At 64.4% G+C, this 26797-nt stretch carries 25 protein-coding genes; 10 read left to right on the plus strand and 15 right to left on the minus strand.

Translation table 11 applies throughout. From position 1 onward, the window contains the following. Positions 1 to 42: 42 nt before the first annotated feature. Positions 43 to 1011 (minus strand): Bug family tripartite tricarboxylate transporter substrate binding protein, encoded by a 969-nt coding sequence (locus AC1IQ6_RS11720; RefSeq protein WP_485866367.1) that lies wholly within the window; start codon positions 1009 to 1011, stop codon positions 43 to 45. 242 nt (positions 1012 to 1253) lie between these two features. Here AC1IQ6_RS11720 and AC1IQ6_RS11725 point away from each other — a divergent pair, with 242 nt between their 5' ends. From AC1IQ6_RS11725 to AC1IQ6_RS11735, 3 genes are all read left to right on the plus strand, one after another. Continuing rightward, complete coding sequence (locus tag AC1IQ6_RS11725; RefSeq protein WP_111824872.1) at positions 1254 to 1886, plus strand: flavin reductase family protein; 633 nt, start codon at positions 1254 to 1256, stop codon at positions 1884 to 1886. Then, positions 1883 to 2674, plus strand: a complete 792-nt coding sequence (locus tag AC1IQ6_RS11730) for an IclR family transcriptional regulator (protein ID WP_209165966.1) — start codon at positions 1883 to 1885, stop codon at positions 2672 to 2674. Before AC1IQ6_RS11725 ends, AC1IQ6_RS11730 begins: the two co-directional genes overlap by 4 nt. A gap of 157 nt (positions 2675 to 2831) precedes the next feature. Further along, on the plus strand, positions 2832 to 3296 hold the full coding sequence (locus tag AC1IQ6_RS11735; RefSeq protein ID WP_111824874.1) for a YMGG-like glycine zipper-containing protein: 465 nt from the start codon (positions 2832 to 2834) through the stop codon (positions 3294 to 3296). Between the two features lie 8 nt (positions 3297 to 3304). Here AC1IQ6_RS11735 and AC1IQ6_RS11740 read toward each other — a convergent pair whose 3' ends face one another. The 4 genes from AC1IQ6_RS11740 to AC1IQ6_RS11755 form a co-directional block, all read right to left on the minus strand. After that, positions 3305 to 3814: a flavin reductase family protein gene (locus AC1IQ6_RS11740; RefSeq protein WP_111824875.1), complete on the minus strand. Its 510-nt coding sequence runs from the start codon at positions 3812 to 3814 to the stop codon at positions 3305 to 3307. A 66-nt stretch (positions 3815 to 3880) separates the two neighbouring features. Beyond that, positions 3881 to 4909, minus strand: a complete 1029-nt coding sequence (locus AC1IQ6_RS11745) for a methionine synthase (RefSeq protein ID WP_485866368.1) — start codon at positions 4907 to 4909, stop codon at positions 3881 to 3883. 27 nt (positions 4910 to 4936) lie between these two features. Continuing rightward, complete coding sequence (locus AC1IQ6_RS11750; protein WP_485866369.1) at positions 4937 to 5920, minus strand: DUF1852 domain-containing protein; 984 nt, start codon at positions 5918 to 5920, stop codon at positions 4937 to 4939. Between the two features lie 242 nt (positions 5921 to 6162). Beyond that, positions 6163 to 7053: a LysR substrate-binding domain-containing protein gene (locus tag AC1IQ6_RS11755; RefSeq protein ID WP_485866370.1), complete on the minus strand. Its 891-nt coding sequence runs from the start codon at positions 7051 to 7053 to the stop codon at positions 6163 to 6165. A gap of 146 nt (positions 7054 to 7199) precedes the next feature. Here AC1IQ6_RS11755 and AC1IQ6_RS11760 point away from each other — a divergent pair, with 146 nt between their 5' ends. The 6 genes from AC1IQ6_RS11760 (at position 7200) to AC1IQ6_RS11785 (ending at position 14300) form a co-directional block, all read left to right on the plus strand. Further along, complete coding sequence (locus AC1IQ6_RS11760; RefSeq protein ID WP_485866371.1) at positions 7200 to 7802, plus strand: TetR/AcrR family transcriptional regulator; 603 nt, start codon at positions 7200 to 7202, stop codon at positions 7800 to 7802. Positions 7803 to 7944: 142 nt separating this feature from the next. After that, positions 7945 to 9102, plus strand: a complete 1158-nt coding sequence (locus AC1IQ6_RS11765) for an MFS transporter (RefSeq protein WP_485866372.1) — start codon at positions 7945 to 7947, stop codon at positions 9100 to 9102. Positions 9103 to 9430: 328 nt separating this feature from the next. Beyond that, a complete protein-coding gene (locus AC1IQ6_RS11770) occupies positions 9431 to 9958 on the plus strand; it encodes a sigma-70 family RNA polymerase sigma factor (protein ID WP_102771985.1) in 528 nt (175 codons plus the stop codon). Positions 9959 to 10025: 67 nt separating this feature from the next. Continuing rightward, positions 10026 to 10991 carry a FecR domain-containing protein gene (locus AC1IQ6_RS11775; RefSeq protein WP_102771984.1) on the plus strand — a complete coding sequence of 322 codons (966 nt, stop codon included), beginning with the start codon at positions 10026 to 10028 and terminating at the stop codon, positions 10989 to 10991. Between the two features lie 205 nt (positions 10992 to 11196). Then, entirely contained in the window at positions 11197 to 13605 is a 2409-nt protein-coding gene (locus AC1IQ6_RS11780) for a TonB-dependent siderophore receptor (protein WP_485866373.1), read from the plus strand. Between the two features lie 482 nt (positions 13606 to 14087). Then, complete coding sequence (locus AC1IQ6_RS11785) at positions 14088 to 14300, plus strand: hypothetical protein (RefSeq protein WP_485866374.1); 213 nt, start codon at positions 14088 to 14090, stop codon at positions 14298 to 14300. Here the strand turns inward: AC1IQ6_RS11785 and AC1IQ6_RS11790 are convergent. Beyond that, entirely contained in the window at positions 14265 to 15161 is an 897-nt protein-coding gene (locus tag AC1IQ6_RS11790) for a class I SAM-dependent methyltransferase (protein WP_485866375.1), read from the minus strand. The genes AC1IQ6_RS11785 and AC1IQ6_RS11790 overlap by 36 nt on opposite strands. 154 nt (positions 15162 to 15315) lie before the next feature. Here AC1IQ6_RS11790 and AC1IQ6_RS11795 point away from each other — a divergent pair, with 154 nt between their 5' ends. Further along, entirely contained in the window at positions 15316 to 16032 is a 717-nt protein-coding gene (locus tag AC1IQ6_RS11795) for a LysE family translocator (protein ID WP_485866376.1), read from the plus strand. Between the two features lie 83 nt (positions 16033 to 16115). Here the strand turns inward: AC1IQ6_RS11795 and AC1IQ6_RS11800 are convergent, their stop codons facing one another. From AC1IQ6_RS11800 to AC1IQ6_RS11840, 9 genes are read right to left on the minus strand one after another with little or no spacing between them, the layout of a single operon-like run. After that, a complete protein-coding gene (locus AC1IQ6_RS11800; RefSeq protein WP_485866377.1) occupies positions 16116 to 17285 on the minus strand; it encodes a CMD domain protein in 1170 nt (389 codons plus the stop codon). A 19-nt stretch (positions 17286 to 17304) separates the two neighbouring features. Beyond that, positions 17305 to 18603, minus strand: a complete 1299-nt coding sequence (locus tag AC1IQ6_RS11805; RefSeq protein WP_485866378.1) for an acyl-CoA thioester hydrolase/BAAT C-terminal domain-containing protein — start codon at positions 18601 to 18603, stop codon at positions 17305 to 17307. 3 nt (positions 18604 to 18606) lie between these two features. Continuing rightward, the gene (locus AC1IQ6_RS11810) at positions 18607 to 20178 is read right to left on the minus strand and encodes an ABC transporter substrate-binding protein (RefSeq protein WP_479731603.1); all 1572 of its coding nucleotides are present in this window, start codon (positions 20176 to 20178) and stop codon (positions 18607 to 18609) included. A 26-nt stretch (positions 20179 to 20204) separates the two neighbouring features. Then, entirely contained in the window at positions 20205 to 21218 is a 1014-nt protein-coding gene (locus AC1IQ6_RS11815; protein ID WP_102771976.1) for an ABC transporter ATP-binding protein, read from the minus strand. Next, a complete protein-coding gene (locus AC1IQ6_RS11820) occupies positions 21215 to 22225 on the minus strand; it encodes an ABC transporter ATP-binding protein (RefSeq protein ID WP_102771975.1) in 1011 nt (336 codons plus the stop codon). The genes AC1IQ6_RS11815 and AC1IQ6_RS11820 overlap by 4 nt, the downstream gene beginning before the upstream one ends. Next, a complete protein-coding gene (locus tag AC1IQ6_RS11825; protein WP_102771974.1) occupies positions 22222 to 23139 on the minus strand; it encodes an ABC transporter permease in 918 nt (305 codons plus the stop codon). Before AC1IQ6_RS11825 ends, AC1IQ6_RS11820 begins: the two co-directional genes overlap by 4 nt. After that, positions 23136 to 24110 carry an ABC transporter permease gene (locus AC1IQ6_RS11830; protein ID WP_102771973.1) on the minus strand — a complete coding sequence of 325 codons (975 nt, stop codon included), beginning with the start codon at positions 24108 to 24110 and terminating at the stop codon, positions 23136 to 23138. The genes AC1IQ6_RS11825 and AC1IQ6_RS11830 overlap by 4 nt, the downstream gene beginning before the upstream one ends. Next, a complete protein-coding gene (locus AC1IQ6_RS11835) occupies positions 24107 to 25582 on the minus strand; it encodes a flavin-containing monooxygenase (RefSeq protein WP_111824889.1) in 1476 nt (491 codons plus the stop codon). Before AC1IQ6_RS11835 ends, AC1IQ6_RS11830 begins: the two co-directional genes overlap by 4 nt. After that, positions 25579 to 26556, minus strand: a complete 978-nt coding sequence (locus tag AC1IQ6_RS11840) for a LysR family transcriptional regulator (protein WP_102771971.1) — start codon at positions 26554 to 26556, stop codon at positions 25579 to 25581. The genes AC1IQ6_RS11835 and AC1IQ6_RS11840 overlap by 4 nt, the downstream gene beginning before the upstream one ends. Between the last annotated feature and the right edge of the window lie 241 nt (positions 26557 to 26797).

Raw genomic sequence — 26797 nt, forward strand, 5'->3', positions numbered from 1 at the left:
AAGGTAAGGGAAAGGCGCGCCGCGTCGCGGGCGCGTCCGGATTCAATTCGCCGTAATGCCGGCGCGCTTGATGATCGGCGTCCAGCGCGCGTCTTCCGCGGCCAGGTAACGCGTGAATTCCTCGGGCGAACTGCCGCGCGCCTGCGCGCCCAGCTCGTCGAAACGCTGGATGATTGCCGGCTGCGCCAGAATCTTGCCCAGCGCCGCGCTCAACTTGTCCAGGACCTCGGGTGGCGTGCCCTTCGGCGCCAGCAGCCCGGTGAAAGTGGACGCCTCCATGCCCTGCACGCCGGCTTCCGCGAACGTGGGAACGTCGGGCATCGACGGCACGCGCTCGGCGGTCGTGACCGCCAGCGCCCGCAGCCGCCCGTCCTTCACGTAAGGCAGCGCCACCGAAATCTGATCGAAATTGAAATCCACCTGGCCGCCCAGCAGGTCCGTCGTGGCGGGCGCGTTCCCCTTGTATTGCGCCGTCGTCCAGCGCGCGCCGGTCAGCGACTGCAGCAGCTCACTCACCAGATGGTTGGTCGTGCCGGCGCCCGGCGACGCCATGTTCAGCTTGCCCGGCTCCTTCTTCGCCAGCGCCAACAGCTCTCCCAGGTTCCTCACCTTCAACTCGGGCCGCACCTGCAGCACCAGCGGCGTGAACGAAACCGAACTGATAGGCGCAAAATCCCGATCCCACCTGTATGCGTCGCGCTTGAAAATCAGCGGCGAAAACAGCAGCGGACCATTCGCGGCCATGAACAGCGTGTACCCGTCCGGGGCCGAGCGGGCCACCTGTTCTCCGGCGATCATGCCGCCCGCGCCGGACTTGTTTTCGACGATGAAGGGCTGGCCCAGCGCCTCCTGCAGCCCCGGCGCAATTAGCCGCGCCGCCACGTCCACATTGCCGCCGGGCGGGTAGGGCACGACGATCTTCACGGGCTTGTCGGGCCAGGCGGCATGGGCCATCGAGGTAAGGACGGTCAGCGCCACAGTGGCGCAGGCGCGCAGCGCGTTGCGGTTCATGGTCAGTCTCCTGTGCGTGTCATCGCGTTTTGCTTGTTTGATGACACTCTAGGAATTCCCGCCATGCCGGACAACGCCAATTTGAAGAAAAGTTCCGAATATTGGACTAATTTGAGATAGAGCTTCCGCAGGCATGTTCCGGCTTGTGCGGTCTACGCCGGAAAATAAGGCTAGGCGCACTGTATGCGCATGAAAGAGTCCAAATTCTGATGTTCAATATCCGGACTACGGAGCGAGACAGCATGCATTTCCCCGCAACCGACCTGAACCCCGAACAGACCTACCGCCTGATGAGCGGCATCGTCGTTCCGCGGCCCATCGCCTGGATCAGCAGCGTCAACGCCAACGGCGGCGTCAACCTGGCTCCCTTCAGCTGCTACACCTTCGTTTCCAACCAGCCGCCCATGATCGGCGTCAACATCGGCAGAAAGGCCGGGCAGCGCAAAGACACCGGCTGCAACATCATGGCCAACGGCCACTTCGTCGTGAACATCGCCGACGAGACGCTCCTCGATCCGCTCCATGAAAGCGCCCAGGAACATCCGGCCGAAGTCAGCGAAGCCGAACTGCTGGGCCTGCAGGTGCTTCCCGGCGCCGCCATCCCGACGCCCCGCCTGGCCGCCGCGCCCATCAGCCTGGAATGCCGGCTGCACAGCGTCACGCCCTTCGGAGCCACCGGCGCCGAATTCTTCGTGGGCGAAGTCGTCATGTTCCACATCCGCGACGGCTTGATGCAGGACGGCAAGATCGATACCCGGTTGCTGCGGCCGATCTGCCGCATCGGCGGCCCCAACTATGCATCGCTTGGCCCCATCGTCACCAAGCGCGGCATCGCGCAAACCCCCAAATCCGTCATGAAGCCGGAGGCCGCATGAGCGACGCCGAGGACAAGAACGCCTCCGGCGCCCAGACCGTGCGCCGCGCCTTGGCGCTGCTGCGGCTGATTGCGTGCGGCCAGGAACGGGGCGTGCGCCTGGTGGACCTGGAACGCATGTCCGGCCTGAACCGTCCGACCGTGCATCGGCTGCTCAAGACCCTGGTGCAGGAGGAGGCGGTCGAACAGGACCCGGAAACGCGCCGGTATCTGATCGGACAGGAAGTCACCCTGCTGGGGCTGGCGCGCACGCGGCGCTTTCCGCTATTGACGCTGGCCGACCCATATCTGTCGGAACTGGCGGAGCAGGTCGGGGATACAGTGTTTCTCAGTATCCGCCACGGACACGACTCGATATGCATAGGCAGGCGGACCGGGCGGCATCCGATACAGGTGTTGTCCATCGAAGTGGGGGTGAGACGCCCGCTTGGAGTGGGCGTGTCGGGCGTGGCGCTGCTGGCGAGTCTGGACGCCGACGAGAGCGTCAGCCTGGTGCGCAGCAATGCCGCGCGCCTGGAGGTGTTGGGCGAACGCGTGGACGATGTGATCGCGCGGGTGGAAAAGGCCCGGAAAGAAGGGCTGGCGCATGCGCCGGCAGGGCTGATGCCGGGCACCAGCGCGGTGGCGGTGCCCATCCTGTCGGGGAAACAGGAAGCATTGGGAGCGATTACGGTGACGGCGATGGCCGAACGGCTGGCGGTGGAGAGGTTCGGGATGGTGGTGGAGCGGATGCGCCAGGCGGCGGGCGGGATCGCGGGGCGGTATGCGCAGGTGGCGGGTCGGAGTTGAGTGTAGATACCATCCAGACGGCTCCGCCGGGGCGTCGTAGGATGGGTGCAGCGCGGCAACACACGGACAAGAACCCAACCCTCCAACGCGCGTAACCCATCACCCGCCATCAAGCTAAACTCCAATCATCCGGGTTCTCGATTCAATGGAGTTTTTCATGAAAACGTCCATGTATTGCGCAGTTCCCTTGCTCGCCCTGTTCTGCCTGGGCGCCACGGCCCAGACGGTGACGCCGCTCAAAGGGCAGTCTCCCGCAACCACCCAGCAAGACAGCGCCGCGTGCCAGGCGCTGGCCGGCAATGGGGCCAGCGCCACGCCGGAAAGTCCCCGATCCGGCGGGCGCGTGCGCGGCGCGGCTGCCGGGGCGGCGGCGGGTGCGGCGGTGGCCGGCGCGCGCGGCCGGCAGCATGAGGAGGTCTATGACCGCCTGGACGACGACGTCAAGCAGCAATACCGGCAGAACCAGGCGAAAGACGCCGCGGTGGCCGGGGCGGTGGTAGGCGGTTCGCGGCAACGGCAGGAACGCCGGCAGGACCGGGCCGCCCAGTCGCAGGCCAATGCGGCCGCTGCTTCCACCTATGCCAGCTGTATGCAGCAACGCGGCTATCAGGTGACGCCCTGATTGAACCGTCAAGCCTCGCAATGCTCGGCGATGTTGCGATACTGGCCTTTGTAGTACAGCAATGGCTGCGTAGCGGCAGCTTCTTGCAGGTTCAACGCCTTCACTTCACCGATCACGATCAGATGATCGCCTGCGGCGTGTTCGGCATAGATTTCGCAATCGAGCCAGTGCAGGCTGCCGGCAATGATCGGATTGCCTAGCGGCGACTCCCGCCATTGGACTTCATGCCATTTGTCCGTGCCTCGCCGAGCGAACTGGTTGGAAATCCTGACTTGTTCGTCCGACAGGATATTGACTGCGAAGCGACCCGCGCGGCGGATCTTGGGATAGCTGCCTGAGCTGGACATCACGTTGAACGACACCAGCGGCGGACTCATCGACACGCTGTGGAACGACTGGCAGGTGAAGCCTATCGGCTCGTCATCGAACTGCGTCGTGATGACAGTAATGCCGGACGCGTAGTGCCCGAGAACTTCGCGAAAGCGCAACGGCTCGATCGCAGTGCTGGAAAGTGACATATTGAGGTCTATTGCGCGTGCGTGGTCGTCGCGGGCAGCTCGCGACGACCATTTCCCGCCTTTGAATCAGTTCGAGAGTTCCTTGCGGACGATTTCCGCGCCGGCGCTCAGCGTGCTCAGCTTGCCTCTGGCGACAGCACGAGACAGGGGAGCCATGCCGCAGTTCGTGCAAGGGTAGAGCTTGTCGGCATCCACGAACTGAAGTGCCTTGCGCAGCGTGTCGGCAACTTCCTCCGGGGTTTCAATGGTGTTGGTGGCCACGTCGATGGCGCCCACCATGACCTTCTTGCCCCGGATGAGCTCGATCAGATCCATCGGAACGCGGGAGTTCTGGCATTCCAGCGAGACGATATCGATGCTGGACTTCTGCAGCTTTGGGAAGGCCTCTTCGTACTGCCGCCACTCGGATCCCAGCGTCTTCTTCCAATCCGTATTGGCCTTGATGCCATAGCCGTAGCAGATGTGGACCGCGGTTTCGCACTTGAGGCCTTCGATGGCGCGTTCCAGCGTGGCAACGCCCCAGTCATTCACTTCGTCGAAGAACACATTGAATGCAGGCTCGTCAAACTGGATGATGTCGACGCCGGCGGCCTCCAGTTCCTTGGCTTCCTGATTGAGAATCTTGGCGAATTCCCAGGCCAGCTTTTCGCGGCTTCGATAGTGGGCGTCATACAGTGTGTCGATCATCGTCATCGGGCCCGGCAAGGCCCATTTGATCGGCTGCCTGGTCTGCTGGCGCAAGAATATGGCGTCGTCGACGAACACCGGCTTGCGGCGCGCCACGGCGCCCACGACCGTCGGTACGCTTGCATCGTAGCGATCGCGGATTCTGACGGTCTTGCGGTTCTCGAAATCGACGCCTTCCAGGTGCTCGATAAACGTGGTCACGAAGTGTTGACGCGTTTGTTCGCCATCGCTGACGATATCGATGCCCGCGTGCTGCTGTTCCTGCAGAGACAGACGCAGAGCGTCTTGCTTGCCCTCGGCCAGGCCCTCGTCCTGCAATTTCCAGGGCGACCAGAGCTTCTCCGGTTCTGCAAGCCAGGAGGGCTTGGGCAGGCTGCCGGCGGTCGAGGTGGGGAGCAATTTCTTCACAATAGATGCCTTGGTTTTTCTGATTAATCAAAGAGGGCAGCTGGCGGACCACTGCTCAAGAATCGCCTGGTACGGCTTGGTGAAGTGCTCTTCAACAAACCGTCCCTGCTCGATAGCCAGCCGGCTACGTTCCTCTCGGTCATAAACAATCCGGGTCAACGAATAATCCTGGTGCTTCAGGCTGGGCTGATAGGACTTCCCCGCCGCGGAGTTCGCGTTGTAGATCTCCGGCCGGTAGATCTTCTGGAAGGTGTCCATCGTGCTGATCGTGCTGATCAACTCAAGATTGGAGTAATCGCCCAGCAGATCGCCGGAAAAATAGAAAGCCAGGGGCGCGGCGCTGTTGGGCGGCATGAAGTAGCGGACCTTCATTCCCATCTTCTTGAAGTATTCGTCAGTCAGCGAGTACTCATCCTGCAGGTATTCCACGCCCAGTACGGGATGCCGGTTTTCAGTGCGGTGATAGGTCTTGCTGCTCGACACGCTCAGGCAGATCACGGGCGGTTTGCTGAAATGCTCTTTGTAAGTGCTTGAATTCACGAAGGCCTTGAACAGCTTCCCGTGCAGGTCCCCAAAATTCTCCGGCGTGCTGAACGCGGCTTGATTCTTGGTGTGCTCCAGCAGCAGCACGCTGAAGTCATAGTCCCGAACATAGGAGGAAAAATTATTTCCTACTATGCCCTCGATGCGCTCGTTGGTCTTCCGATCAAAAATGCTGGTCTTCAGCACTTCAATCAAGGGCAGGGCGCTGCCGTTGCCTGCGCCGTCAATGCTCATCTCGACGGAGATGATTTCAAGATTGACGGTATAGCGGTCGCCCTTGGGATTGTCCCAATGCGCCAGGGCATTGAAACGGTTGTCAATCATCCGCAGCGTATTGCGCAGATTCTCCTGGCGGCTCGCTCCCCTGGCGAGATTGGCAAAATTTGTGGTGATCCGCGTATTGTCCGAAGGACGATAGTCTTCGTCGAAACAAATGCTCTTGATGGCAAATGTGAACTCGTTGCTCATGTTGATCTACTGCCCTGATTCCTGAAATAAACCCGCGTCCATTCATTGCTTTTCAGCGCTGCTCAAATTCTTCTGGTTTTTATTTAGCAGTCTTCATATCGACGACGTAGGGGGCGCAGTATAGGTTGGACCATCCATGAAAAAAAGTGAATTGATCTCATGAAACCATTAGTTCAGTTCATGAGTTGTGAGGCATGCCGATCGGCCTGCAAATTTGGCGCCCCGCACTTGACCGCGTTGCATCAAGCCAGGGCTGGCCGTTTTGCCTGTGCGATAAACGCACGCAGGTAATCGATATCCACGTCCGCCTCGCGAGCGCCCAGATAGATGTGCTTGGCAATGCCTTTCTTGCCCAGCCGGACAGGCACCACGTTCATCGCGTCCGCGTACTCCAGCACCAGCCAGCGCGGCAACGCCGCCACCCCGCGGCCGCTGGCGACCATTTGCAGCATGATGTCCGTCGTCTCGATGGCCTTGTGGCGCTTCGGCGTAATGCCGGCCGGCGTCAGGAACATGCTGTAGATATCGAGCCTGTCGACCGGCACCGGATAGGCCACCAGCACCTCGTTGCCGAGCTGCTTGGGCGTGACGTACTCCTCCTTGGCGAGCGGGTGGTTGCCCGCGACGACCAGCACTTGTTCATAGTCGAACACAGGCTCGAACACGAGCCCTGGCTTATTTAGCGGATCGGGCGTGACCAGCAGATCGATTTCATAGCCGAACAGCGCTCCGATGCCCCCGAACTGGAATTTCTGCTTCACATCCACGTCCACATCCGGCCAGGCCGCCAGATACGGGGAAACGATCTTCAGCAGCCACTGATAGCAGGGATGGCACTCCATGCCGATGCGCAGCGATCCGCGCTCTCCCTGGGCGAACTGACGCAGGCGCTCCTCGGCCAGATTCAGCTGCGGCAGCACCCGGTTGGCCACCGCCAACAGGTATTGACCGGCCTGCGTGAGCCGCAGGCTGCGGCCTTCGCGCAGCCAGATGTCGGTGCCCAGCTGCTGCTCCAACTTCTTCATGCTGTGGCTTAGGGCCGACTGCGTTACGTGCAGGACGCCTGCGGCGGCGGTCAACGAACCTTGTTTTTCCACTTCTTGCACGATGGATAGATGGATGCGGTCTAGCATGGTATATGAATTAAATTCATGATTTATGGTGATATTTGAATTCTACTTCATCGTTCTGTGCAATAGGTGTCGGCGGCTGCCTTATTGGACTATTTGTTCCAAAACTGCTATCTTTGCGCACTGAACGCTTCAGCTGTACTCGACGCATGAGCAAGGAAAAATCGCCCAGCCAGGGGCGCCCTCGGCAATTCGAAGACGAAGAAATTATTGATGCCGCGGTTGGGGTCTTCAGCGAGAATGGATTCGCCGGGACCTCGGCGCAGGACCTCTGCGACAGTACCGGCCTCGGGCGGGGCAGCCTGTATAACGCCTTTGGCAATAAGCAGGCGCTTTATGAGCAGGCCCTTTTGCGCAGCCACGAAAAGAGCATGCAAGCCCAGCTGACCATCCTGATGCAAGCGGGTTCGGTCAGGGACCGCCTGCGTACGCTCTTGCTCTGGGGCGTGGCTGAGGACCTGGCGCAGGCCGAGCAGCATGAGGCCATGGTGCTGTTCTCCGCGCTCGAGCGTGGCAGTAAGGATGAGGTCGTCGCGACGCTGAACACCGAATACCGCCAACGCCTGGAGACGGCCTTGGTCTCGGTTTTTACCGAAGGGCAAAAGAATGGCGAATTCGGCACGACGATCTCGCCCGTCGAAATGGCCCGGGGCTTCTTGGCGGGCTACTACGGGCTGCGAGTGCTGAATAAAAATATTTCGGATAGGAGCGTTCTCAACGATGCCGTGACGGGGCTGCTGGCCAACCTGTAGGGGGGCGAGCAGGGGACTTGGGTGCTTGTGCCGACCCCTGGAGGTAATTTTTTATAGGCGTGATTCTTATGATTGCGTAGCGACGCGTGTTTTTTTGACTATTTTTGGAATGATTGTTCAATAACTATTAGGAAAGTAGGAAATGCCGTTGGTGGTCTACATTCTGGGGCTGGCCGTCTTCTCGATTGGCACCTCGGAATTGATGGTGGCAGGAATGATGGAAACCTTATCTGAGGCCTTCGGCATCACGATAGGGCAAGTGGGGCACTTGATCTCGTATTTCGCATTTGGCGTGATGCTGGGCGGACCGGTGCTTACGTATGTATTTCTGAAGCTCAAAGTCCCTTACCGACCGACATTGCTGGCGTTGCTTGCCGCGTACGTGCTGGTGCAGGGTTTTAGCGCCTTCATCTCGGATCACGCCATACTGATCGCGGTGCGCTTGATCATCGGCGTCTTGTGCGCGGGGTGCCTGAGTTTGTCCTTGGCCACCAGCATGGCGTTGGTGCCCATTGAAAACCGACCGCGCGCGGCCGCCGTGGTGATTGGCGGCTTCATGGTATCGAACGTCTTCGGCGTGCCGCTGGCCACCATCATCAACCAGCACTGGGGCTGGCGCGTGAGTTTTGGCCTGGTGGCGCTCTTGGTGCTCGTTTGCCTGGCGGTGCTCGTTCGCACCTTGCCCAACGTCGGCGGCGGCAAGGGCGGCCTGAACATGGCCGAGGAGCTGCAGGCGTTCAAAAAGGTGGCGTACTGGAAGGCCTGCGCGACCAGTTGCCTGATTTTGGGGGCAAGCTTTGCCGCCTTCAGCTATTTCGTGCCGATTCTGACCTCGGTCACCGGCTTGACGATGCAGGTCGTGCCGATCATCTTGATGCTCTACGGCGCGGCCAATCTTGCCGGAAATATGATCACGGGGCGTTTAGCCTATCGACATAGCCTCACGATCATGGTGACGGGCCTGACGGTGCTCAGTTTTTCATTAATTGGCATGGCGCTGCTGGCGCAGTATGCCTGGCTGGCAGTGGCTTTCGTCATCCTGATCGGCTTGTCCGGCGTGCCGATGAATCCGGCGATGATGGCGCGCATCGTCAGCGTGGCACATCCGGGGCCCTTGGTGAACGCGGTTCATACGTCCGTGATCAATATTGGCCTGGGCGGCGGGACGTTTCTGTCCGGCATGGCGATCTCCGCGGGCTATGAATTTCGGATCGCGTTATGGATCGGTGCGGGGCTAGCGGTGCTGGGACTCTTGAGTATCCTGCCTTACCTGCGCCGTCGCCAGGAAGGGTGGCACTGAAGAGGGGCTTGCGCCCTATGGTGTCTCCGCGATCGTGGGCAATGGTGCTGCAGATTTTCCCTACAGGGACCCATCCATGCTGCCGGGTACGCTCCTGACGCTGAGTGTGCTGGGGGCGTTGATGGTCCGCAACGTGCCTGGGCTGGCGTTATGCGTGGCCCTCCTTACCCTGCGCTTTCGCTCAGGGAGCGTTTATTGGCCTCGCAAAAATAGGTGCATGCCAAGCGCTTCCTGTTGAGTTATCATTCGTCTCGCTTTTGCAAATACGAATTAGTTTCGTTTACAAAATTTGGACGGAGGGGCCCCACCGCCGCGGGCCGGAATGGAAATGAAGTCTGACGGATACGGTGCGGCACCGTCGCTGAATGTAATCTATTGCGACCACCACGAATGGCTCCAAGGGTGGTTACGCCGCCGCCTGGGCAACGCGGCCGATGCCGCCGACCTGGCTCATGACGCCTTCCTTCGCTTACTCAGCAAGCCGGCCTCGCAAGGATTCAAGAGCTTTCCGGAAGCCCGAGGCTATTTGCGCGCCATGGCCAATGGCCTGTGCGCGGACTTCTGGCGACGACGTGAAGTCGAACAGGCCTGGCTGGACACGCTGGCCGCGCGCCCCGAATCATTCGAGCCCTCTCCCGAACAACGGGCATTGATCATCGAAACGCTGATGGAAATCGGCACGATGCTGAGCCGCTTGCCGCACAAGGCCGCCACGGCCTTCGTCCTGGCGCAGGTGGACGGCGTGCCTTATCGCGAGATCGCCCAGACCGTGAGGGTGTCCGAGCGCATGGTCCAAAAATACATTGCTCAGGGCATGTTGCAATGCGCCCTGATCGACGCCGGGCTGGGCAAGTGAACGGACGGCGCCGCCTTCGCGGGTTCCACCTTCCGACATCGTGGCCGAGTCTCCGTTGGACTGTGCAATGAAAGCCGATTTCGACAGCCTGCAACAGGCTGCCAACTGGTTTGCGTTGTTGCGCGCGGATAGTGCGACCGAGCAGGACCGGACCGCGTGGCAGACCTGGCTGCACGAACGGGCCGAGCACGCGACCGCGTGGCATCACATCGAAGCCGTCAGCCAACGGTTCGAGCCGCTGCGCCTGGGCGGGGCCGAAGCGGCGCTGGCGGGCGCCACCATGGCGCGCAAGGGTGCGCTCAAGCGGCGCCAACTGCTGAGCAGCGGCGCCATCGTGCTGGGCACGAGCGTGTTGGGCTGGATGGGGTTGCGTCACACGCCGCTGCCCGACTCGACGCTTGCGCTTGCCGCCGACTATTCCACGGGCACCGGAGAACGTCGCGACCTGCTGCTGGCAGACGGATCAAGAATCTGGCTCAATGCCCGTAGCGCGCTCGATGTGGATTATTGCAACGCCGCGCGCCGCGTGACGCTGCGGGCGGGAGAGATCCTGGTCGAAACGGCGCCGGATCGCGCCAACCGCCCGTTTTATGTCGATTCCCGATTGGGCCGCATGCAGGCACTGGGCACGCGTTTCAGCGTGCGCCTGACGGACGGCCAAGTCCAGCTGGACGTCTATGACGGAGGAGTGGCGGTGCGCACCCCTGCCGGCGCGTCGGTGAACGTAGTGGCAGGCGGCCAAGCCCGCTTCAATGCGGAATCGATTCTGTCCACCGCGCAAGCCGACCCCGCTCGCGAAGCGTGGGCCCGGGGCGTCGTGCTGGCTGACAACCTGCCCTTGAAAGCGCTCATCAATGAACTGGGCCGATACCGCAAGGGCTATCTGGGCGTGGCGCCGGAAGTCGCCGACATGCTCGTCATGGGCGTGTTCCCGGCCGACGACTCCGACCGCGCCCTAGCCATGCTGGAACGCAATCTACCCGTGCGCGTGCGGCGGCCGCTCCCATGGTGGACATCGATCGTCGCGCGCTGATCGCCAAGGTTTCTTGAAAAGGAGTTCGGGTTTTTGAATCTCATCCGATTTACGGAATGAGAGAAGTTCAGATCGACGTGTCGATGACCTCCCTCTCGCTGTTCACCACCACGCTTTGAGGGATTTCCGTCTTATGCTTCGCAGCCGTACCCATCTCTGCCCCGATCGCGCACTCAACACCCCCCCGCGTTTTGCTATTCGGCCCATGGCACTTTCCCTGCACCTGGCTGTTGCCGGCTTGACCGGCGGCGCGGCGGCCTGGACGCCCGTGGCACACGCACAAGCCGCCGACGTCCGCGACTACGCCATCCCGGCAGGTCCGTTGACCGCCGCACTGAATCAGCTGGCCGCCGACGCCGGCGTGTTCCTGACCGCGCCCGGCACGCTCACCCAAGGCAAGGCCACCGCCGGTCTGCAAGGCCGCTACAACGTGCAGGCTGCCTTTCAAATGCTGCTCATTGGTTCCGGCCTGCAAGCCGTGCGACAGGCAGACGGCGCGTACACCTTGCGCGCCGAGAGCGCGGACCCGTACGCGGCGACGATTCTGGAACCGCTCACCGTGTTGGGTGCCGCCGGTGCGCCTGCCAGTGAAGGCACCGGCAGCTACACGATGCCTGTCAGCAACACCGCGACGAAGATGAATCTGTCGATCAAGGAAACCCCGCAGTCGATCAGCATAATCACCCGGCAACAGATTGAGGATCAGCAGCTCAACAGCATGACCGACGTGCTGAACGAGACACCGGGTATCACCATGTCTCAGGACGGCGGCGAGCGCTTCAACATCTATTCGCGCGGCAGCGCCATGGACACTTACCAGCTGGATGGCGTGACGACCACGCAAGTGAACCAGTCACGCACCATGCCCAGCACTTTGCTCGATATGGCGCTTTATGACCGCGTGGAAGTGGTGCGCGGCGCCACCGGCCTGATGACGGGCGCGGGCAGTCCGAGCGGCACCGTCAACCTGATCCGCAAGCGGCCTACCCATGAATTCCAGGCCCACGCTCAGGTGGGCGTGGGTTCGTGGGACCTGTATCGCGCTGAAGCCGATATGGCGGGCCCGCTGATCAGCAACGGGAAACTGCGCGGCCGGATCGTGGCCGCCAAGCAGGATAACCACACATTCATGGATGCCTACACGCAAGACAAGGACGTGCTGTACGGCGTCATCGAGGCCGACCTGACCGATTCCACACTGCTGCGCTTCGGCATCGACCACCAGCAGTACAAGGCGACGGGCGCACCGGGTGTTCCGTTGGTTTTCACCAACGGCCAGCAGACGCACTTCACGCGCTCTACGAGTTCCGGCGCCCACTGGATGTACGACGAATTCAAGACCACCAACTACTCGTTGAACGTCGAACAGGCGCTGGCGCATGAGTGGCAGTTCAAGATCGCTGCCAACTACATGGACGTGGACCGTTCCAACCTGAACGGCTCGTATCGAGTGGGTTCGGGGCGGTCCTTTCTGGACCAGGCCACGGGCGACGCGGGCATGCTGGCCTACCGTGCAGGCGCCACACAAAACCAGTCGGGTGTGGATGTCACGATCCAGGGCCCCTTTGAACTGGGTGGACGGACACATGAATTCATCGCGGGCTTCAACTTCCAGGACTACGAGAACAAGCACAAGGGCTGGGACGTCGGGGTGTCTACGGTCAACTTCTACACCTGGGGCAACAACATGGCCCGGCCGGGCAACAGCGGCACCGTGGGCGAAATCTTCAACGTGAAATCGCGCCAGAGCGGCAGCTATGCGGCATTTCGTCTTAACCCGATCAATGACGTGCATCTGATTCTTGGCGCGAGGCGGTCCGACTACAACTATGACTACTACTACGAGAGCCCAACCGACAATTTCCTGCAGACCTACAACATGCGTGCGCGCGGCGAAATTACGCCTTACGCAGGCATCGTCTATGACCTGACGCCCGAACAATCGGTCTATGCGAGCTACACCGACATTTTTCAGCCGCAATCCTCCCAGGACCGCAACGGCAACGTCCTCGATCCCATCGTGGGCAAGAACTATGAGATGGGCTGGAAGGGAGAATTCCTGAACCGCCGCCTGAACACCAGCGTGGCCATATACCGGTCCCAGAAAGACAATGTGGCGGAGCTGGATGCGGGCTACACCGTGCCGGGGACGGACAACTCGGCCTATCGTGCGGCCAAGGGCGCTACGACCACGGGCATCGATCTGGAAGTGGCCGGTGAGATACTCCCGGGCTGGAACGTGCATGCGGGCTTCAGCCATGCCAAAAGCGAAGACGCGCAAGGCTCGCAATTGCTGACCCAATTGCCGGTCAACACGCTGCGCCTGTGGACGACGTATCGGCTGGGCGGCGCCTGGAACGGCCTGACGGTGGGCGGTGGTGTCGACTGGACGTCGAAGACCTCGTTGTACTTCAGCCGCTATGACAGCACGGTCCGGCAGGATGCGTACACGGTGGTGAACCTGATGGCGCGCTACCAGTTCAACGAGCAGCTGGCGGCAACATTGAACATCAACAACTTGTTCGACAAGACCTATTACCAGGGCATGGGCGGCAGCTATGGCCACTACGGATCGCCACGGTATGCTGCGGTGACGTTGCGCTACGACTTTTGATCCAGGATGCGGCCGAAGTTATCGCATCGGCCCGCCTGCCTGCATCAGAGGGGATGAGAAACGGCTCAGTGATCCGATCAACAAAGGTTCCCACCGTGCTGCCAACGGCAGAACAGACTGGTGACAAAGGAAACCGGGGCATGCGAACGTGCCCCAGCCAAGGCCGGCCCATAGAGGAACGTGCGTCACGCCTACGGACATGAAAACGCCGCTATCGCGGCGGCTGTCCGCGCTTTGTCAAAAGGGCCGCATGCGGTCCTGTGTCAATTTTCATTCATTCTGTGGCGAGAAAAACCGATCCTTCAACGCCAGCAACCCAATGCGTTCGAGCGCCTTGGTCAACTGCTCGGAGGGCCTTTCCTCGGCAAATACTTGCCCCACCCAACGATCAATTCATTCGTGATCAAAGGTATCGGATTCCGACTCAGCCCCAAATCGCCATCTTCATCTCCTACACTACCCATCAATAACCAGGGAGAGATATGTCGATTCAAACCATAGGCCGCTGCGGCATCATCCTGTTTCTGACCGCGCTGATGTCGGGCTGCTCAATAGGCAGCGAGTGCGCGTGGTACCGCAGCAGCTGCATGTATGAAGGCCAGTACGAAGAAGGCGAGGAAGACTACGCGGAATCCGAAGCGCAGCGCCTGAACAAGAATTCAACGGATCGGCTGCGCCGTAGTTCCGGCGATTGATGCGCAGACCGCCGTCGTCGGCTCCGGCAGGAAAAACCGGTCCTTCAGTTCCTGCAGCCCGATGCGCTCCAGCATCTCCGTCAGCCGTTCGGCAGGTTTGCGCCGCGGCAGGTTCTTGTACTGCGCAATGATCAGCTCGTTCTTCATCGAGTGTTCCCACCCGACCAGCTCGGTCACGCTGACCTGATACCCGTGCGCTTCCAGCTGCAGGCAGCGCAGCACGTTGGTGATCTGGCTGCCGAATTCGCGCGTATGTAGCGGATGCCGCCAGATTTCGGCCAGCGGATCGGCCAGCGCCTTTGCCTTGTTCTTGCGCAGCACCGCGGCGACTTCGGCCTGGCAGCAGGGGACGATGACGATGTACCTGGCTTTCTTTTCCAGCGCGAAATGGATCGCGTCGTCGGTCGCCGTATTGCAGGCGTGCAGCGCGGTCACCACGTCGATGGCGGCGGGCAGCTTGTCCGAGGTGATCGATTCGGCCACCGACAGGTTGAGGAAGGACATCCCGCCGAAGCCCAGGCGGCGGGCCAGTTCCTCGGATGACTTGACCAGTTCTTCGCGGGTTTCGATGCCGTAGATGTGCGAGCCTTGCCTGACGGCCTCGGGTTGTTCCTTGAAGAACAGGTCGTACAGGATGAAGCCCAGGTACGACTTGCCCGCGCCGTGGTCGGCCAGGGTGACGGCGCCGCGTTGCTGCTGGACATCCTTGAGCAGCGGCTCGATGAACTGGAACAGGTGGTAGACCTGTTTGAGCTTGCGGCGGCTGTCCTGGTTCATCTTGCCGTCGCGGGTCAGGATGTGCAGGGCCTTGAGCAGTTCGATCGACTGGCCGGGGCGGATGTCGTGGGTTTTGTCGGACATGGGGTAAGGCAATGCGCCCCGCGATGGGCGGGGCGCACGAGTAGGCGGAAAGCGTCAGTTTAACGAAAACGCCGCCGCCGCCGCCGCGAATCGGGAAAACCGGCCGCGGACTGTGCAGTATCCGGCGATCCAGGTTATCTGGCATACGAGTAACATGCGCGATGCGGTGCTGCTTGTGCTCGGGCTGAAGCGCCGCGTAGTCGCGCCGGGGATATGTCCTGGCATCCCCGGAGAAACGCAAATGCTCGTGAGTCAGCTTGCCCTCGTGTATGGCACTTATCTGATTGCCACCGCCAGTCCCGGGCCCAGCAATATGGCGATCATGGCAACGGCGATGCGTGACGGCCGTGTGCCGGCGCTTGCGCTGGCGGCGGGAGTCATTACGGGCTCGCTATTCTGGGCGACGCTGGCGGCGACCGGCATTTCCGCCGTGCTGGCGGCATCCGCCCAGGCGCTTTACATCATGAAGATGGTGGGAGGCGTCTATCTGCTCTATCTGGCGTTGCGCGCCGGCAGGTCGGCGCTGAGGCCGGGCGCGGCCTTTGCGAATGTGAAAACGGGCCGTGTGACCCCGCGCTACCGGGTGCTCTACCGCCAGGGCGTGCTCATGCATATCGGCAACCCCAAGGCGGTGCTGGCCTGGATGGCGATCATGTCGCTGGGGCTGGGAGAGACCGCGTCGGACGGCACCTTGCCGGCGATCATCGGCGGTTGCGCGTCGCTCGGCGTGATGGTGTTCGGCGGCTATGCCATCGCTTTTTCGACCGCGCCGATGATTGCGCTGTACGCCAGGCTGCGGCGCTGGATCGAAGGGACGGTGGCCGTGGTGTTTGGCGTTGCGGGCGTCAAGCTGCTGACCTGGCAACGTTGAAAGCGCGGCTCGTCAGCGCCGGCCGGTGCCGGCGATGACAAGCGGCCAGGCGTCCGGCACGCGGGCGGCCGGACGCCACAGGGTCAAGCCTTAGGGAAAACCGGCTCGCCCAGGTTGAGCATCAGGCGATTCGCCCAGGCGAAGATCGCATCCGAATGCAGCAGGTCCAGGACCTCGCCTTCGTTCAGGCCCACGTCCTTCAGGGCCTGGATGCTGTCGGCGTTCACCGTGGCGGGCGCGTCGGTGATCTGGATGGAGAACTTGCCGATGGCCAGTTCGCGCGCGGTGGTGCCGGCGGTGGCGGGGTCTTCGAAGACCTGGGCGATGACGTCGTTGCGTTTGGCCAGTTGCTCGAAGCGCTGGGCGTGGACCGAGGCGCAGTAGACGCAGCCGTTGACCCGCGACACGACGGTGGCGCCCAGTTCGCGTTCGGCGCGCGACAGGCCGCCGGGGGCGTACATGATGGCGTTGAACGCGGTGGAGCGCTGGCGCAGGATCTCGGGCTGGTGGACCAGGAACAGGTAGTAGTCGGAGACCTTGGCCTTGGGGTGGCTTTCTTCCAGGACGGCGATCTGCTCGGGCGTGGCGATTTCCACGTTGACGACGTCCAGCCAGGCCTTCCATTCCAGGCTTTCGTTGGTGAAGCCGTGGTTCTTGATGACGGCGCCGGGCGCGGTGGCCGCGGTGTTGGGCGGGAAGGGCGCGGGCGGCGTGCCGGCGGCGCGGCCGGGCTGGCTTTCCAGGGCCTGCATGGCTTGCAGGCCGGCGACCAGGCGGACCTGGTAGGACAGGAAGGCGATGAGCTGCGACAGGGTGACGACGGCGGGCGTGGATACGCCGGCGGCCGGCAGGGTCTTGAGCGCGGCCTCGTCGCCTTCGACGGGCTTTTCGATCAGCTTGCGCGTGTATTCGAGGATGGCGGCCAGGCGCGGGCTGGAGGCCTCGGCAGGCTTGCCGGACTCGGCGACGGCGATGTCGGCGGGCGCGGCGTCGGTCTCGGCCAGGCGCTTGCGGTAGTGCGCGGCCAGCAGCGGCGACGGGGTGATGCGGCTGGCGTACAGCGCGACCAGCAGGCGCTCGGCCAGCGACAGGCCGGGCAGCGCGGGGTCGAACAGGGCGTCGTAGCTGCCCTGGGTGGCGGCGGCGACTTTCTCGCGCTGGTGGCGCGCGGCGTAGGTCTTGCTGTCGGGCGCCAGCGCGACCAGGCGGTCGACGAGGTCGGCGGCGACGTTGTAGGTAATGGGTTCAGCCATGCGGATCTCCTTGATTCTGTCAGGCGGCGCGCGCGCGCACGGCGGCGTCGAGGAACTTGAGCACGCCTTCCCACGATTCCTGGTCGGCGCGGGCGTTATCCCTGGGGGTGCCGCCGCTGGTGCTGATCTTGCCGGACACGGGATGGGCGTAGACGTGCTGGGTGGTGGGCACGTACGGGAACAGGATGGAGTGCCCGCCGTTCTCGTAGTCCAGCCACTGGACCGGGTAGGGGTGCCTCACTTCGGCCAGTTTGTCGCGCACCATCTTCGAGTACAGGCTGGACGGCCAGGAGCCGTCGTCGGTGCCGGACAAGAGGATGACCGGGCCCTGGATGTTCTCGACCTTGATGCGGGCGCGGGCCACGGCGTCGGGGTCCTGCAGCGCGGTGAGGATGGCCTTCTCGTGGCGGTGCGGCGCGGGGCCTTCGTCGAACGGGGCCCAGGTGGCGGTGCGGTTGTTTTCCCAGACGTGCGGCACGGGCTTGCCGCCCAGCAGCCAGGTGGGGCCTTCGCGGCCGATCTTGGGGTCGCAGGCGTTCTGGCCGCTGTGGACCACGGCGCCCGGCACGTAGCCGACCACGGCCGAGACTTCCTCGGGGAAGGTGGCGCCCAGCAGCAGCACCAGTTCGCCGCCGCGCGACTGGCCGCTGAGGGCGACGAAGTCGTGCTTGGGCTGCACCTTCTTGCGCAGCCAGCGCAGCCCGGTCTGGAAGTATTCCAGCGGGGTGTTGGAGATGTAGTCGGACAGCCCCGGCGCCTTGAAGTAGGCCAGCGCGAAGGCGGCGTAGCCGCGCGAGGCGTAGAGCGCGGCGCGCGGTTCGTTGATGCCGCCGCCCGAGCCGTTCAGGATCATGACGGCGGGATGCGTGCCGGGCGCGCAGCCGGGCGGCAGGTATAGCGTGCCGACCAGGCCTTCCTCGCGCACTTCGTGGCGGGTGACGCCTTCGGCGGCCAGGCGCTGGGTGAAGCTGGCCTGGGCCTGGGCGCCGTCCGCGCGGGCCACCACGTCGGTGACCAGGGCCTCGGTCACCGGGTGGTTGAACTGCTCGCGGCTGGGCGAATCCACGGGCGATTGCGACCAGACCAGGCCCATGGGGGCCGTGCCGGCGTAATCGCCGGAAGCGGGCGCCTGGCGCGAGAGGTCGACGACGCCGTCGGCGTCGGCCACGAACGCCGCGCGGCTTTGCCACAGCACGCCGTTGCGGCGGGTCAGAGCCGTGATTTCCACGGTCTGGCCGGGCCGGGCCTGCTCGACCCGGATGCAGCGCGGCACGTCGATCAGGGCGTCCGCGGGGGTGACGGAAAGGGTGAGCGCCATGGCTTACTTGCCCGCGTCCTTGGTCACCATCATGGCGGCCGTGCGGTCGCTGGTCATGGGGGTGACCTTCAGGCCTTTCTTGGCGGCCCAGATGTTCTTGTAGTGGAAGAGCGGAATCACGCCGACGTCATCGGACACGATCTTGACCGAGTCGCGCAGGATGGCTTCGCGCTTGGCCACGTCGAATTCCGAGGTGGACTGCTCTAGGGCGGCGTCGACCTTGGGGTTGCTGTAGCGGCCCCAGTTGGAGGCGCCGAGGCCCTTCTTGGGGTCGGCGGTGGCCAGGACGTTGACCAGCGCGTAGCTGCCTTCGCCGGTGCCGTTGCCCCAGGCCAGCATGCTGACCGCGAATTCGTTCTTGTTGGCGCGGCCCGAGTACACGGCCCACGGCACCACTTCCACCTGGGTCTTGACGCCGATGCGGGTCCAGAACTGCGCCACGGCCTGGGCCGTTTCCGGGCCTTGCGGGTAGCGGTCGTTGGGCACGTGCATGGTCAGCTTGAAGCCGTCGGGGTAGCCGGCCTCGGCCAGCAGCTTCTTGGCCTGGGCGGCGTCGTTGGGGATGTTCTTGACGTCGGGGTTGTAGCCGAAGGTGCCCTTGGGCATCCACTGGTTGGCCTCGGTGGCCGCGCCCTGCAGGATGCGGTCGGCGATGGCCTTGCGGTTGATGGCCAGGTTCAGCGCCTGGCGCACGCGCACGTCCAGGAGCGGATTCTTGTCCAGCGGCTTGCCGTTGTTGTCGGTGATGTAGGCGTTGGGCGCGGGGTTGAAGCTGGGCTGCAGCAGCATGACGCGCAGGCCGTCGTACGGATAGACCGAGACGTTCGAGGCCTTCTGCAGCTTGGCCAGGTCGGACACCGAGACCTTGTCGATCACGTCCACGTCGCCGGCCAGCAGCGCCGCGGTGCGGGCGGCGGCATTGTTGATGTAGCGGTAGTTGACCTTGTCCCAGATCTGCTTGCCGCCCCAGTAGGCGTCGTTGCGTTCCATGATGACGCGGTCGCCGGGGGTGTAGGACACGAACTTGTAGGGGCCGGTGCCGATCATGGCCTTGCCCGAGTTGTAGTCCTCGGTGGTGGACTTCTCGCCCACGTGCTTGCTGACCACGTGCACCGAGGCCAGGTTCAGCGGCAGGTCGGGATTGGGCGCCTTGGTCTTGACGATGAGGGTCAGCGGGTCCTTGGCGCTCATGGAGTCGATGGTGCGCAGGTAGCCTGCGTAGGTGGCCACGCTGCCCGGCACGGCGCGCGCGCGGGTGTAGGAATAGATCAGGTCGTCGGCGGTGAAGGGCGTGCCGTCCTGCCACTTGACGCCTTCGCGCAGCTTGAATTCCCAGGTCTTGTCGTCCAGCGGCTTCCAGCTCACGGCCAGGCCGGGCTGCAGCTTGTTCTCCTTGTTCTCGATCAGCAGATCCCAGAAGTGCAGCGCCACCGAGCGGTCGCCGGCGTGGTTGTTCAGCTGCGGGTCCAGCGAGGACAGCGGGTCGGCGAAGCCGATGGACAGGTCGTCGGCGACGGCGGCGGCCGAGGCGCCGAGGACGGCGGCGGCGAGCGTGGTGAGAATCAGGCGTTTCATGTTCGGAGTCCTTGTTGAAGGCGTGTTCAAGCCATGTCGTTCAGGTGGCAGGCGCTCAGGTGGTTGATGGCGATACCCTTGAGCGTGGGAACCTCGGTCTTGCAGCGCGGCATCGCTTGCGGACAGCGCGGATGGAAATGGCAGCCGCCGGGCGGGTTCAGCGGGCTGGGGATTTCGCCCTTGATCGCGGTAAAGGTCTTGCGGCGCGATTTCAGGCTGGGAATTTCGGCCAGCAGGGCCTGCGTGTACGGGTGGTTGGGACGGCGGAAGACTTCTTCCACCGTGGCCGTCTCCACCACGCGGCCCAGGTACATGATGACGACGCGGTCGGACAGGTGCTCGACCACGCCCAGGTCGTGGCTGATGAACAGATAGGTCAATCCCAGGTCTTCGCGCAGGTCCATGAACAGGTTCAGGATCTGCGCCTGGATGGACACGTCCAGCGCGGCCACGGCCTCGTCGCAGACCAGCATGGAAGGCTGCACGGCCAGCGCGCGGGCGATGCCGATGCGCTGGCGCTGGCCGCCGCTGAACTGGTGCGGGTAACGGTGGCGCAGCGCCGGGTCCAGGCCGGCGCGTTCCAGCTGGGCGCTGACGTAGTCGTCGAAGTCGCCGTTGCCGACCAGGCCGTGGATGCGGGCCGCCTCGCCCACGATCTCGTCGACGCGCAGGCGCGGGTTGAGGCTGGCGTAGGGGTCCTGGAAGATCATCTGCACCCGCAGGCGCGCGGCATGGGCCTGGGCGGCGTTCATGTCCGCGGGGCGCACGCCGTTGATGCGGATCTCGCCGCCGGAGGGCGTGAGCAGGCCGGCCGCGATGCGGCCCAGCGTGGACTTGCCGCAGCCGGACTCGCCGACCAGGCCGACCACTTCGCCGGGATTGACGATGAGGTCCACGTTGTCGACGGCGCGGGTGACGGCGGGCGGCTTGGACAGGCCCAGGCGCTGCAGGGCGCGGCCGGCCGGGCCGACGGCGCGTTCGCCGAAGCGCTTGCTGACCCGGCTCAGGTCGATCAGCGGGGTGGGAGCGGACGCCGTCATGCCATCGCCTCGCTGGATTGCAGGGTGGGATGGAAGCAGCGCACGCGGTGGCCGGGCAGGGCCTCGGCGATGCCGGGCTGCTGGCCGCAGGCGGCGCTGGCGCGCGGGCAGCGCGCCGCGAAGGCACAGCCGGCGGGCAGGTTGAGCAGGTTGGGGGTCATGCCGGGAATCTGGCGCAGCCGCTGGCCGCGCCGGTTGTTGCTGGGCAGGCTGTCGATCAGGCCCACGGTGTAGGGATGCTGCGGACGGTCCAGCACGTCGTCGACCGTGCCGTGTTCGACGATGCGGCCCGCATACATGACGGCCACTTCGTCGGCCAGTCCGGCCACCACCGACAGGTCGTGGGTGATCCAGATCAGGCTGGTGCCGTGCTGCTGCGCGAGCTTCTGCACTTCCGACAGGATCTGCGCCTGGATGGTGACGTCCAGCGCCGTGGTGGGCTCGTCGGCGATGATCAGGTCCGGACGGTGCAGCATGGCGATGGCGATGGCCACGCGCTGGCGCATGCCGCCGGAGAGCTGGTGCGGATAGGCCAGCAGCCGCTCTTCGGGGCTGGGGATGCCCATCATGCCCAGGGTGTCGCGCGACAGCTCGCGGGCCTGGGCCACGCTCATTTTGTTGTGCGCGCGCACGGTCTCGATCATCTGCGCGTCGACCCGCAGCACGGGGTTCAGCGTCATCATCGGGTCCTGGAAGATCATGGCGATGCGGTTGCCTTGCAGCTTGCGCAGTTCGCGCGGCGCCAGCCGGGTCAGGTCGCGGCCCTGGAACAGCACTTCGCCGCCGACGACGCGGCCCGGCGCGTCCACCAGGCCCATGATGGAAAAGCCCGTGACCGACTTGCCCGAGCCGGATTCGCCGACCAGGCCCAGGATCTTGCCGCGTTCCAGGGTGAAGGAAACGCCGTCCACGGCCGGCAGCACGCCGGCACGGGTGAAAAAGTGGGTGCGCAGGTCGCGCACCTCCAGCGTGGCCGGCGCGCCGGAAATCATGCTGGCGGCGGTCATTTGTGGTTCCTCGGGTTCAGCACGTCGCGCAGGCGGTCGCCCACCAGGTTGATGGCCACGATGGTGATCAGCAGCGCGATGCCGGGATAGAAGCTGATCCAGTATTCGCCGGACAGCATGGTCTGGAAGCCGTTGGAGATCAGCAGCCCCAGCGACGGTTCGGTCACGGGCACGCCCAGGCCCAGGAAGCTGAGCGTGGCCTCCAGCGTGATGGCGCGCGCGATCTGCAGCGTGCCGATGACGATCAGCGGCGGCAGGCAGTTGGGCAGGATGTGCTTGAGCATGATCCGCCAGTTGGGGATGTCCAGGCAGCGGGCGGCTTCCACGTATTCGCGGCGGCGCTCCACCAGGGCCTGGCCGCGCGCGGTGCGGGCGTAGTAGGCCCATTCCAGGATCACCAGCGTCAGCACCACGTTGCCCACGCCCTTGCCCAGGTAGGCCAGGATCATCATGGCGACCAGGATGGACGGGAAGGACAGGATCAGGTCCACCAGGCGCATGATGAGCGCGTCGACCTTGCCGCCCGCGTAGGCGGCCAGCAGGCCCAGCAGCGTGCCGACCACGCCGGCGATCAGGGCCGAGCCCACGCCCACCATCAGGCTGATGCGCAGGCCGTACAGAATCCCCGACAGCAGGTCGCGGCCCTGGCCGTCGGTGCCCAGCCAGTAGTGGAAGGTCTCCAGCCCGTTCATGGTGCCTGGCGGCAGGCGCGCGTCGAGCACGTCGATCTGCAGCAGGTCGTAAGGGTTCTGCGGCGCGATCCAGGGCGCCAGCGCGGCGGCCAGGATCAGCAGCAGCGACACCGCCAGGCCCAGCACCGCGGTCCTGGACGACATGAACTCGGCCAGGTTGCGGCGCCAGGGGGATTCGCGGCGCAGGGCGGGCGCCGGCGTTTGTGTGGATACAACGCTCATGCGGCAGCCTCCAGCCGCACCCGCGGGTCCAGCACTTTGTACAGAATGTCGACGATCAGGTTCAGCGTGACGAACAGGAACACCACCACGATCAGGTAGGCCACGATCACGGGGCGGTCCAGCGCGTTCAGGCTGTCCAGGATCAGCTTGCCGGCGCCGGGCCAGGCGAAGATGCTCTCGGTGACCACGGCGAACGCGATGGTCGAGCCCAGTTCCAGGCCCAGCACCGTCACCAGCGGGATCATGGTGTTGCGCAGCACGTGCACGCCCACCACGCGCAGCGGCGACAGGCCCTTGGCGCGCGCGAATTTCACGAAGTCCTGCGGCAGCACGTCGCGCACGCCGGCGCGGGTCAGGCGGATCACCAGCGAGATCTTGAACAGCGACAGGTTGAAGGCCGGCAGGATCAGGTGGCGCCAGCCGTCGGCCGTCAGCCACGACCATTGCAGGCCCAGGAACTCCACCGTCTCGCCGCGGCCGCTGGCCGGCAGCCAGCCCAGCGACACGCTGAACGTCATGATCAGCATCAGCGCGATCCAGAAGGTGGGCAGCGAGAAGCCGACGATGCTGCCCGCCATGATCAGCTTGGAATAGCGGCTTTCCGGATACAGCCCGGCCAGCAGGCCCAGCGGCAGGCCCACGACCACCGCCAGCAGCATGGCGGCGATGGCCAGCTCGAAGGTGGCGGGCAGGCGCTGGATCACCAGCTCCACGGCCGGGATGTTGTAGACGAAGCTGTTGCCCAGATTGCCGTGCAGGGCGCCGTTGATGAACGCCAGGTACTGTTCCCACAGCGGCTTGTCCAGGCCCAGCTCGGCGATGATGCGGGCGCGGTCGACCTGGTCCACGTCCTGGCCGATCAGAATGTCCACCGGGTTGCCGATGGCATGCAGGCCCACGAACACGATCAGCGTCATCAGGAAGACGACCACCGCGGCTTGCGCCACGCGGCGCAGCAACCAGCCCGTCATTGCGCGGTCTCCGATTGCGCGATGGGGGCGGGCGCCGGCGCGGGCACCCATTCATCGCCGAACACTTCCGGTTCGGAGAACGCTTCCATATTGGCGTAGTGCGTGGCCACGTCCTCGCGGTAGAACAGGCCCGCGATGCCCTGGGCGAGGCGCTTGGCGCCCTCGCTGATGGCGGGGATGTCGCCCGAGATCGTGCCCTGGGTCAGCGCCGCCGGATACGAGAAGCAGTGCACCCGGTCCAGGCCGGGACAGGCGCCCGGGGTTTTCTCCTGCAGTTCGAAGACCGCGCCCAGGTCGGGCGAGTCATGCAGCTCCTGGTCTTCCTGGCCGGCCGGCGGCACGTAGCGGTCGCCCCAGGCGCGCACGTGCGGCGCCAGCGCGGCGAACTCGGGGCGCGCGGTCCAGTCGATGCGGAATCCCGTGGAGAAGATCAGGAAGTCCAGCGCGAACACGCCCTTGGGCGTGGTGACGCGGATTTCGTCGTCCACCATGGCCAGGTCCTGCACGCCCGCGCCCAGGTTGAAGCGCGCGTTGGGGTGGCGCGATACGCGCAGCGTGCTGCCGCGCGGCGGCGGAACCTGGGCGGCGTTGATGTAGTGGCGGATCTTCCACTTCCATTCGTCGGGCAGCGTCAGGTGGCCGTGGGTCAGGCCGGGATTGCCGGCTCCCTTGCCCTTGTTGATGCGGGGGATGTCCTGGCGGCGGATCAGCAGGTCCACGCTGGCCGCGCCCGCCTCCAGCGCGGTGGCCGCGCTGTCCATGGCGGACGCGCCCGCGCCGACCACGCCCACGCGCTTGCCGGCGAGCGTGGCGTAGTCCATGACGTCGGAGGAGTGCGCCCAGCGATTGCGCGGCAGTTTCCTGGCGAAGTCGGGCACATAGGCGCCGCCCAGGCCGTCGCGCCCGGTCGCCAGCACCACGCGGCGCGCCAGCACCGTGCTGCGGCCGGCGGGCGACTCGATCTCCAGCTGCACCAGCCGGTCGGCGCGCGGCAGCACGGCGCGGATGCGGTGTTCGTTCCGCACATCCAGGTCCAGCACGCGGCGATACCAGCGCAGGTAGTCCATCCATTGCAGGCGCGGAATCTTGTCCAGCGCCTCCCAGGCCTCGGACCCGAACTGGGATTCGAACCAGGCGCGGAACGTCAGCGCCGGCAGGCCCAGCGCGGGGCCGGTCAGCTGCTTGGGCGAGCGCAGCGTCTCCATGCGCGCCGTGGTGGCCCAGGGGCCTTCGAAGCCGGCGGGCGCCTGGTCGAAGATGGGCGCGTTGATGCCCAGGTGCGTGAGCGACGCCGCCGCCGCCAGGCCGGCCATGCCGCCGCCGACGATGGCCACGTCCAGCACGGGCTTGCCGTCGACATGGCGGGGCGTCACCCAGTTCTTGGCGGGAAGTTCCAGCCAGGCAAGATCCTGGCGCAGGCGCGCTTCCAGCGCGGCCAGGCCTTGCGGCGGAGCGGCTATGGGCAGATTCATGATGCAGGGGATTCCGTAAGTGGGGCGTCATCGCCGTAGATCGACTGCAGCAGCGCCGCATGGGCGCTGGCGTCGTGCAGCACGAAGCCGGGCAGCAGGGCCGCCGCGGCGTCGGCCAGCGCGTCGGCCATGGCCTGGCAGGCCGGCGTCGGCGTTTGCGACTGCGGGGTGATGACCCCGAAGAAAAATGGGATGTCCAGATCGATGGGACGGATCGCCACGCCTTCCATCGGCATGCCGTAGGCGGTGATCGGTTCCAGCACCGACACGCCCAGGCCGGCGCGCACGGCGGCCAGGGCGTTGACGGACGAATTGGTTTCCAGCGTGGCGGGCATGCGGCCGCCGGGGGCCAGCGCGGCGTCGAGCCGCCGGCGCAGCCGGAACGGATTGGCCATCGTGATCAGGCGCCGGCCGGCCAGCGCCGACACCGGCACCACCGCCTGCTGCGCCGCCGGATCGTTTTCCGGCAGCGCGGCCACACAGGGCGCCTGCCCGATCCAGTGCACCGTCAGGCCGCGATGCTCCAGCGGCAGGCTGGTCGCGCCCAGTTGCGCCGAGCCCGACAGCACCGCATGCACCACCTGTTCCGGCGAGGCGCTGCGCAACTGCACGCGGGCCGCGCCGAGCCGGGACTCGATGCGTTTGAGCGCGTCGGGCACCAGCCCGGCCGCCAGCGCCGAGGTGGCCGCCATCAGCAGCGGCTGGGCCTCGCCGCGGGCGATCTCTTCGGCGCGGCCGCGGATCTGCTGCAGGCTGGCCAGCGCGCGTTCCACGTCTTCGTACAGCAGAAAGCCCTGTTCGGTCGGCGTGACCCGCGGGCCGCTGCGCGCGAACAGGGCATAGCCGATTTCGGCCTCCAGTTCCTGCAGCAGCCGGCTGATCGCCGGCTGCGAGCGTCCCAGCAGCCGTCCGGCAGCGGTGACGCTGCCCGTGGACATCACGGCCGCGAAGGCCTCGAGTTGACGAAGTTCCATTGGTTTTGATTTATGCCAAGGACGAATTCTTGCCCGCGAAGTATGCGCCGTGCAAATAATTAAAGCGCATAAGCAAATTCCCTCATGGGGTTATCCCTAGGGGAGTTCATAACTGCGGGTTATTTCGGTTGACCGTGTCTTACCTTGGTCCTAGTTCTCGCCGACGTGCATTGCGCTGCTCTGGTGCTGTATTAAATTACAGTTGTTCGCAGTCTTTATTGTTAGTTTTCCGCGGAGGCGA

The organism is Achromobacter sp. MUI-25009338 (genome assembly GCF_057359325.1).

Excerpts from the sequence above, each read along its gene's own strand:
- AC1IQ6_RS11720 (WP_485866367.1), bottom strand. The coding sequence starts at position 1,011 with ATGAACCGCAACGCGCTGCGCGCCTGCGCCACTGTGGCGCTGACCGTC.
- AC1IQ6_RS11725 (WP_111824872.1), top strand. The coding sequence starts at position 1,254 with ATGCATTTCCCCGCAACCGACCTGAACCCCGAACAGACCTACCGCCTG.
- AC1IQ6_RS11730 (WP_209165966.1), top strand. The coding sequence starts at position 1,883 with ATGAGCGACGCCGAGGACAAGAACGCCTCCGGCGCCCAGACCGTGCGC.
- AC1IQ6_RS11735 (WP_111824874.1), top strand. The coding sequence starts at position 2,832 with ATGAAAACGTCCATGTATTGCGCAGTTCCCTTGCTCGCCCTGTTCTGC.
- AC1IQ6_RS11740 (WP_111824875.1), bottom strand. The coding sequence starts at position 3,814 with ATGTCACTTTCCAGCACTGCGATCGAGCCGTTGCGCTTTCGCGAAGTT.
- AC1IQ6_RS11750 (WP_485866369.1), bottom strand. The coding sequence starts at position 5,920 with ATGAGCAACGAGTTCACATTTGCCATCAAGAGCATTTGTTTCGACGAA.
- AC1IQ6_RS11755 (WP_485866370.1), bottom strand. The coding sequence starts at position 7,053 with ATGCTAGACCGCATCCATCTATCCATCGTGCAAGAAGTGGAAAAACAA.
- AC1IQ6_RS11760 (WP_485866371.1), top strand. The coding sequence starts at position 7,200 with ATGAGCAAGGAAAAATCGCCCAGCCAGGGGCGCCCTCGGCAATTCGAA.
- AC1IQ6_RS11765 (WP_485866372.1), top strand. The coding sequence starts at position 7,945 with ATGCCGTTGGTGGTCTACATTCTGGGGCTGGCCGTCTTCTCGATTGGC.
- AC1IQ6_RS11770 (WP_102771985.1), top strand. The coding sequence starts at position 9,431 with ATGAAGTCTGACGGATACGGTGCGGCACCGTCGCTGAATGTAATCTAT.
- AC1IQ6_RS11775 (WP_102771984.1), top strand. The coding sequence starts at position 10,026 with ATGAAAGCCGATTTCGACAGCCTGCAACAGGCTGCCAACTGGTTTGCG.
- AC1IQ6_RS11780 (WP_485866373.1), top strand. The coding sequence starts at position 11,197 with ATGGCACTTTCCCTGCACCTGGCTGTTGCCGGCTTGACCGGCGGCGCG.
- AC1IQ6_RS11785 (WP_485866374.1), top strand. The coding sequence starts at position 14,088 with ATGTCGATTCAAACCATAGGCCGCTGCGGCATCATCCTGTTTCTGACC.
- AC1IQ6_RS11790 (WP_485866375.1), bottom strand. The coding sequence starts at position 15,161 with ATGTCCGACAAAACCCACGACATCCGCCCCGGCCAGTCGATCGAACTG.
- AC1IQ6_RS11795 (WP_485866376.1), top strand. The coding sequence starts at position 15,316 with ATGCGCGATGCGGTGCTGCTTGTGCTCGGGCTGAAGCGCCGCGTAGTC.
- AC1IQ6_RS11800 (WP_485866377.1), bottom strand. The coding sequence starts at position 17,285 with ATGGCTGAACCCATTACCTACAACGTCGCCGCCGACCTCGTCGACCGC.
- AC1IQ6_RS11805 (WP_485866378.1), bottom strand. The coding sequence starts at position 18,603 with ATGGCGCTCACCCTTTCCGTCACCCCCGCGGACGCCCTGATCGACGTG.
- AC1IQ6_RS11810 (WP_479731603.1), bottom strand. The coding sequence starts at position 20,178 with ATGAAACGCCTGATTCTCACCACGCTCGCCGCCGCCGTCCTCGGCGCC.
- AC1IQ6_RS11815 (WP_102771976.1), bottom strand. The coding sequence starts at position 21,218 with ATGACGGCGTCCGCTCCCACCCCGCTGATCGACCTGAGCCGGGTCAGC.
- AC1IQ6_RS11820 (WP_102771975.1), bottom strand. The coding sequence starts at position 22,225 with ATGACCGCCGCCAGCATGATTTCCGGCGCGCCGGCCACGCTGGAGGTG.
- AC1IQ6_RS11825 (WP_102771974.1), bottom strand. The coding sequence starts at position 23,139 with ATGAGCGTTGTATCCACACAAACGCCGGCGCCCGCCCTGCGCCGCGAA.
- AC1IQ6_RS11830 (WP_102771973.1), bottom strand. The coding sequence starts at position 24,110 with ATGACGGGCTGGTTGCTGCGCCGCGTGGCGCAAGCCGCGGTGGTCGTC.
- AC1IQ6_RS11835 (WP_111824889.1), bottom strand. The coding sequence starts at position 25,582 with ATGAATCTGCCCATAGCCGCTCCGCCGCAAGGCCTGGCCGCGCTGGAA.
- AC1IQ6_RS11840 (WP_102771971.1), bottom strand. The coding sequence starts at position 26,556 with ATGGAACTTCGTCAACTCGAGGCCTTCGCGGCCGTGATGTCCACGGGC.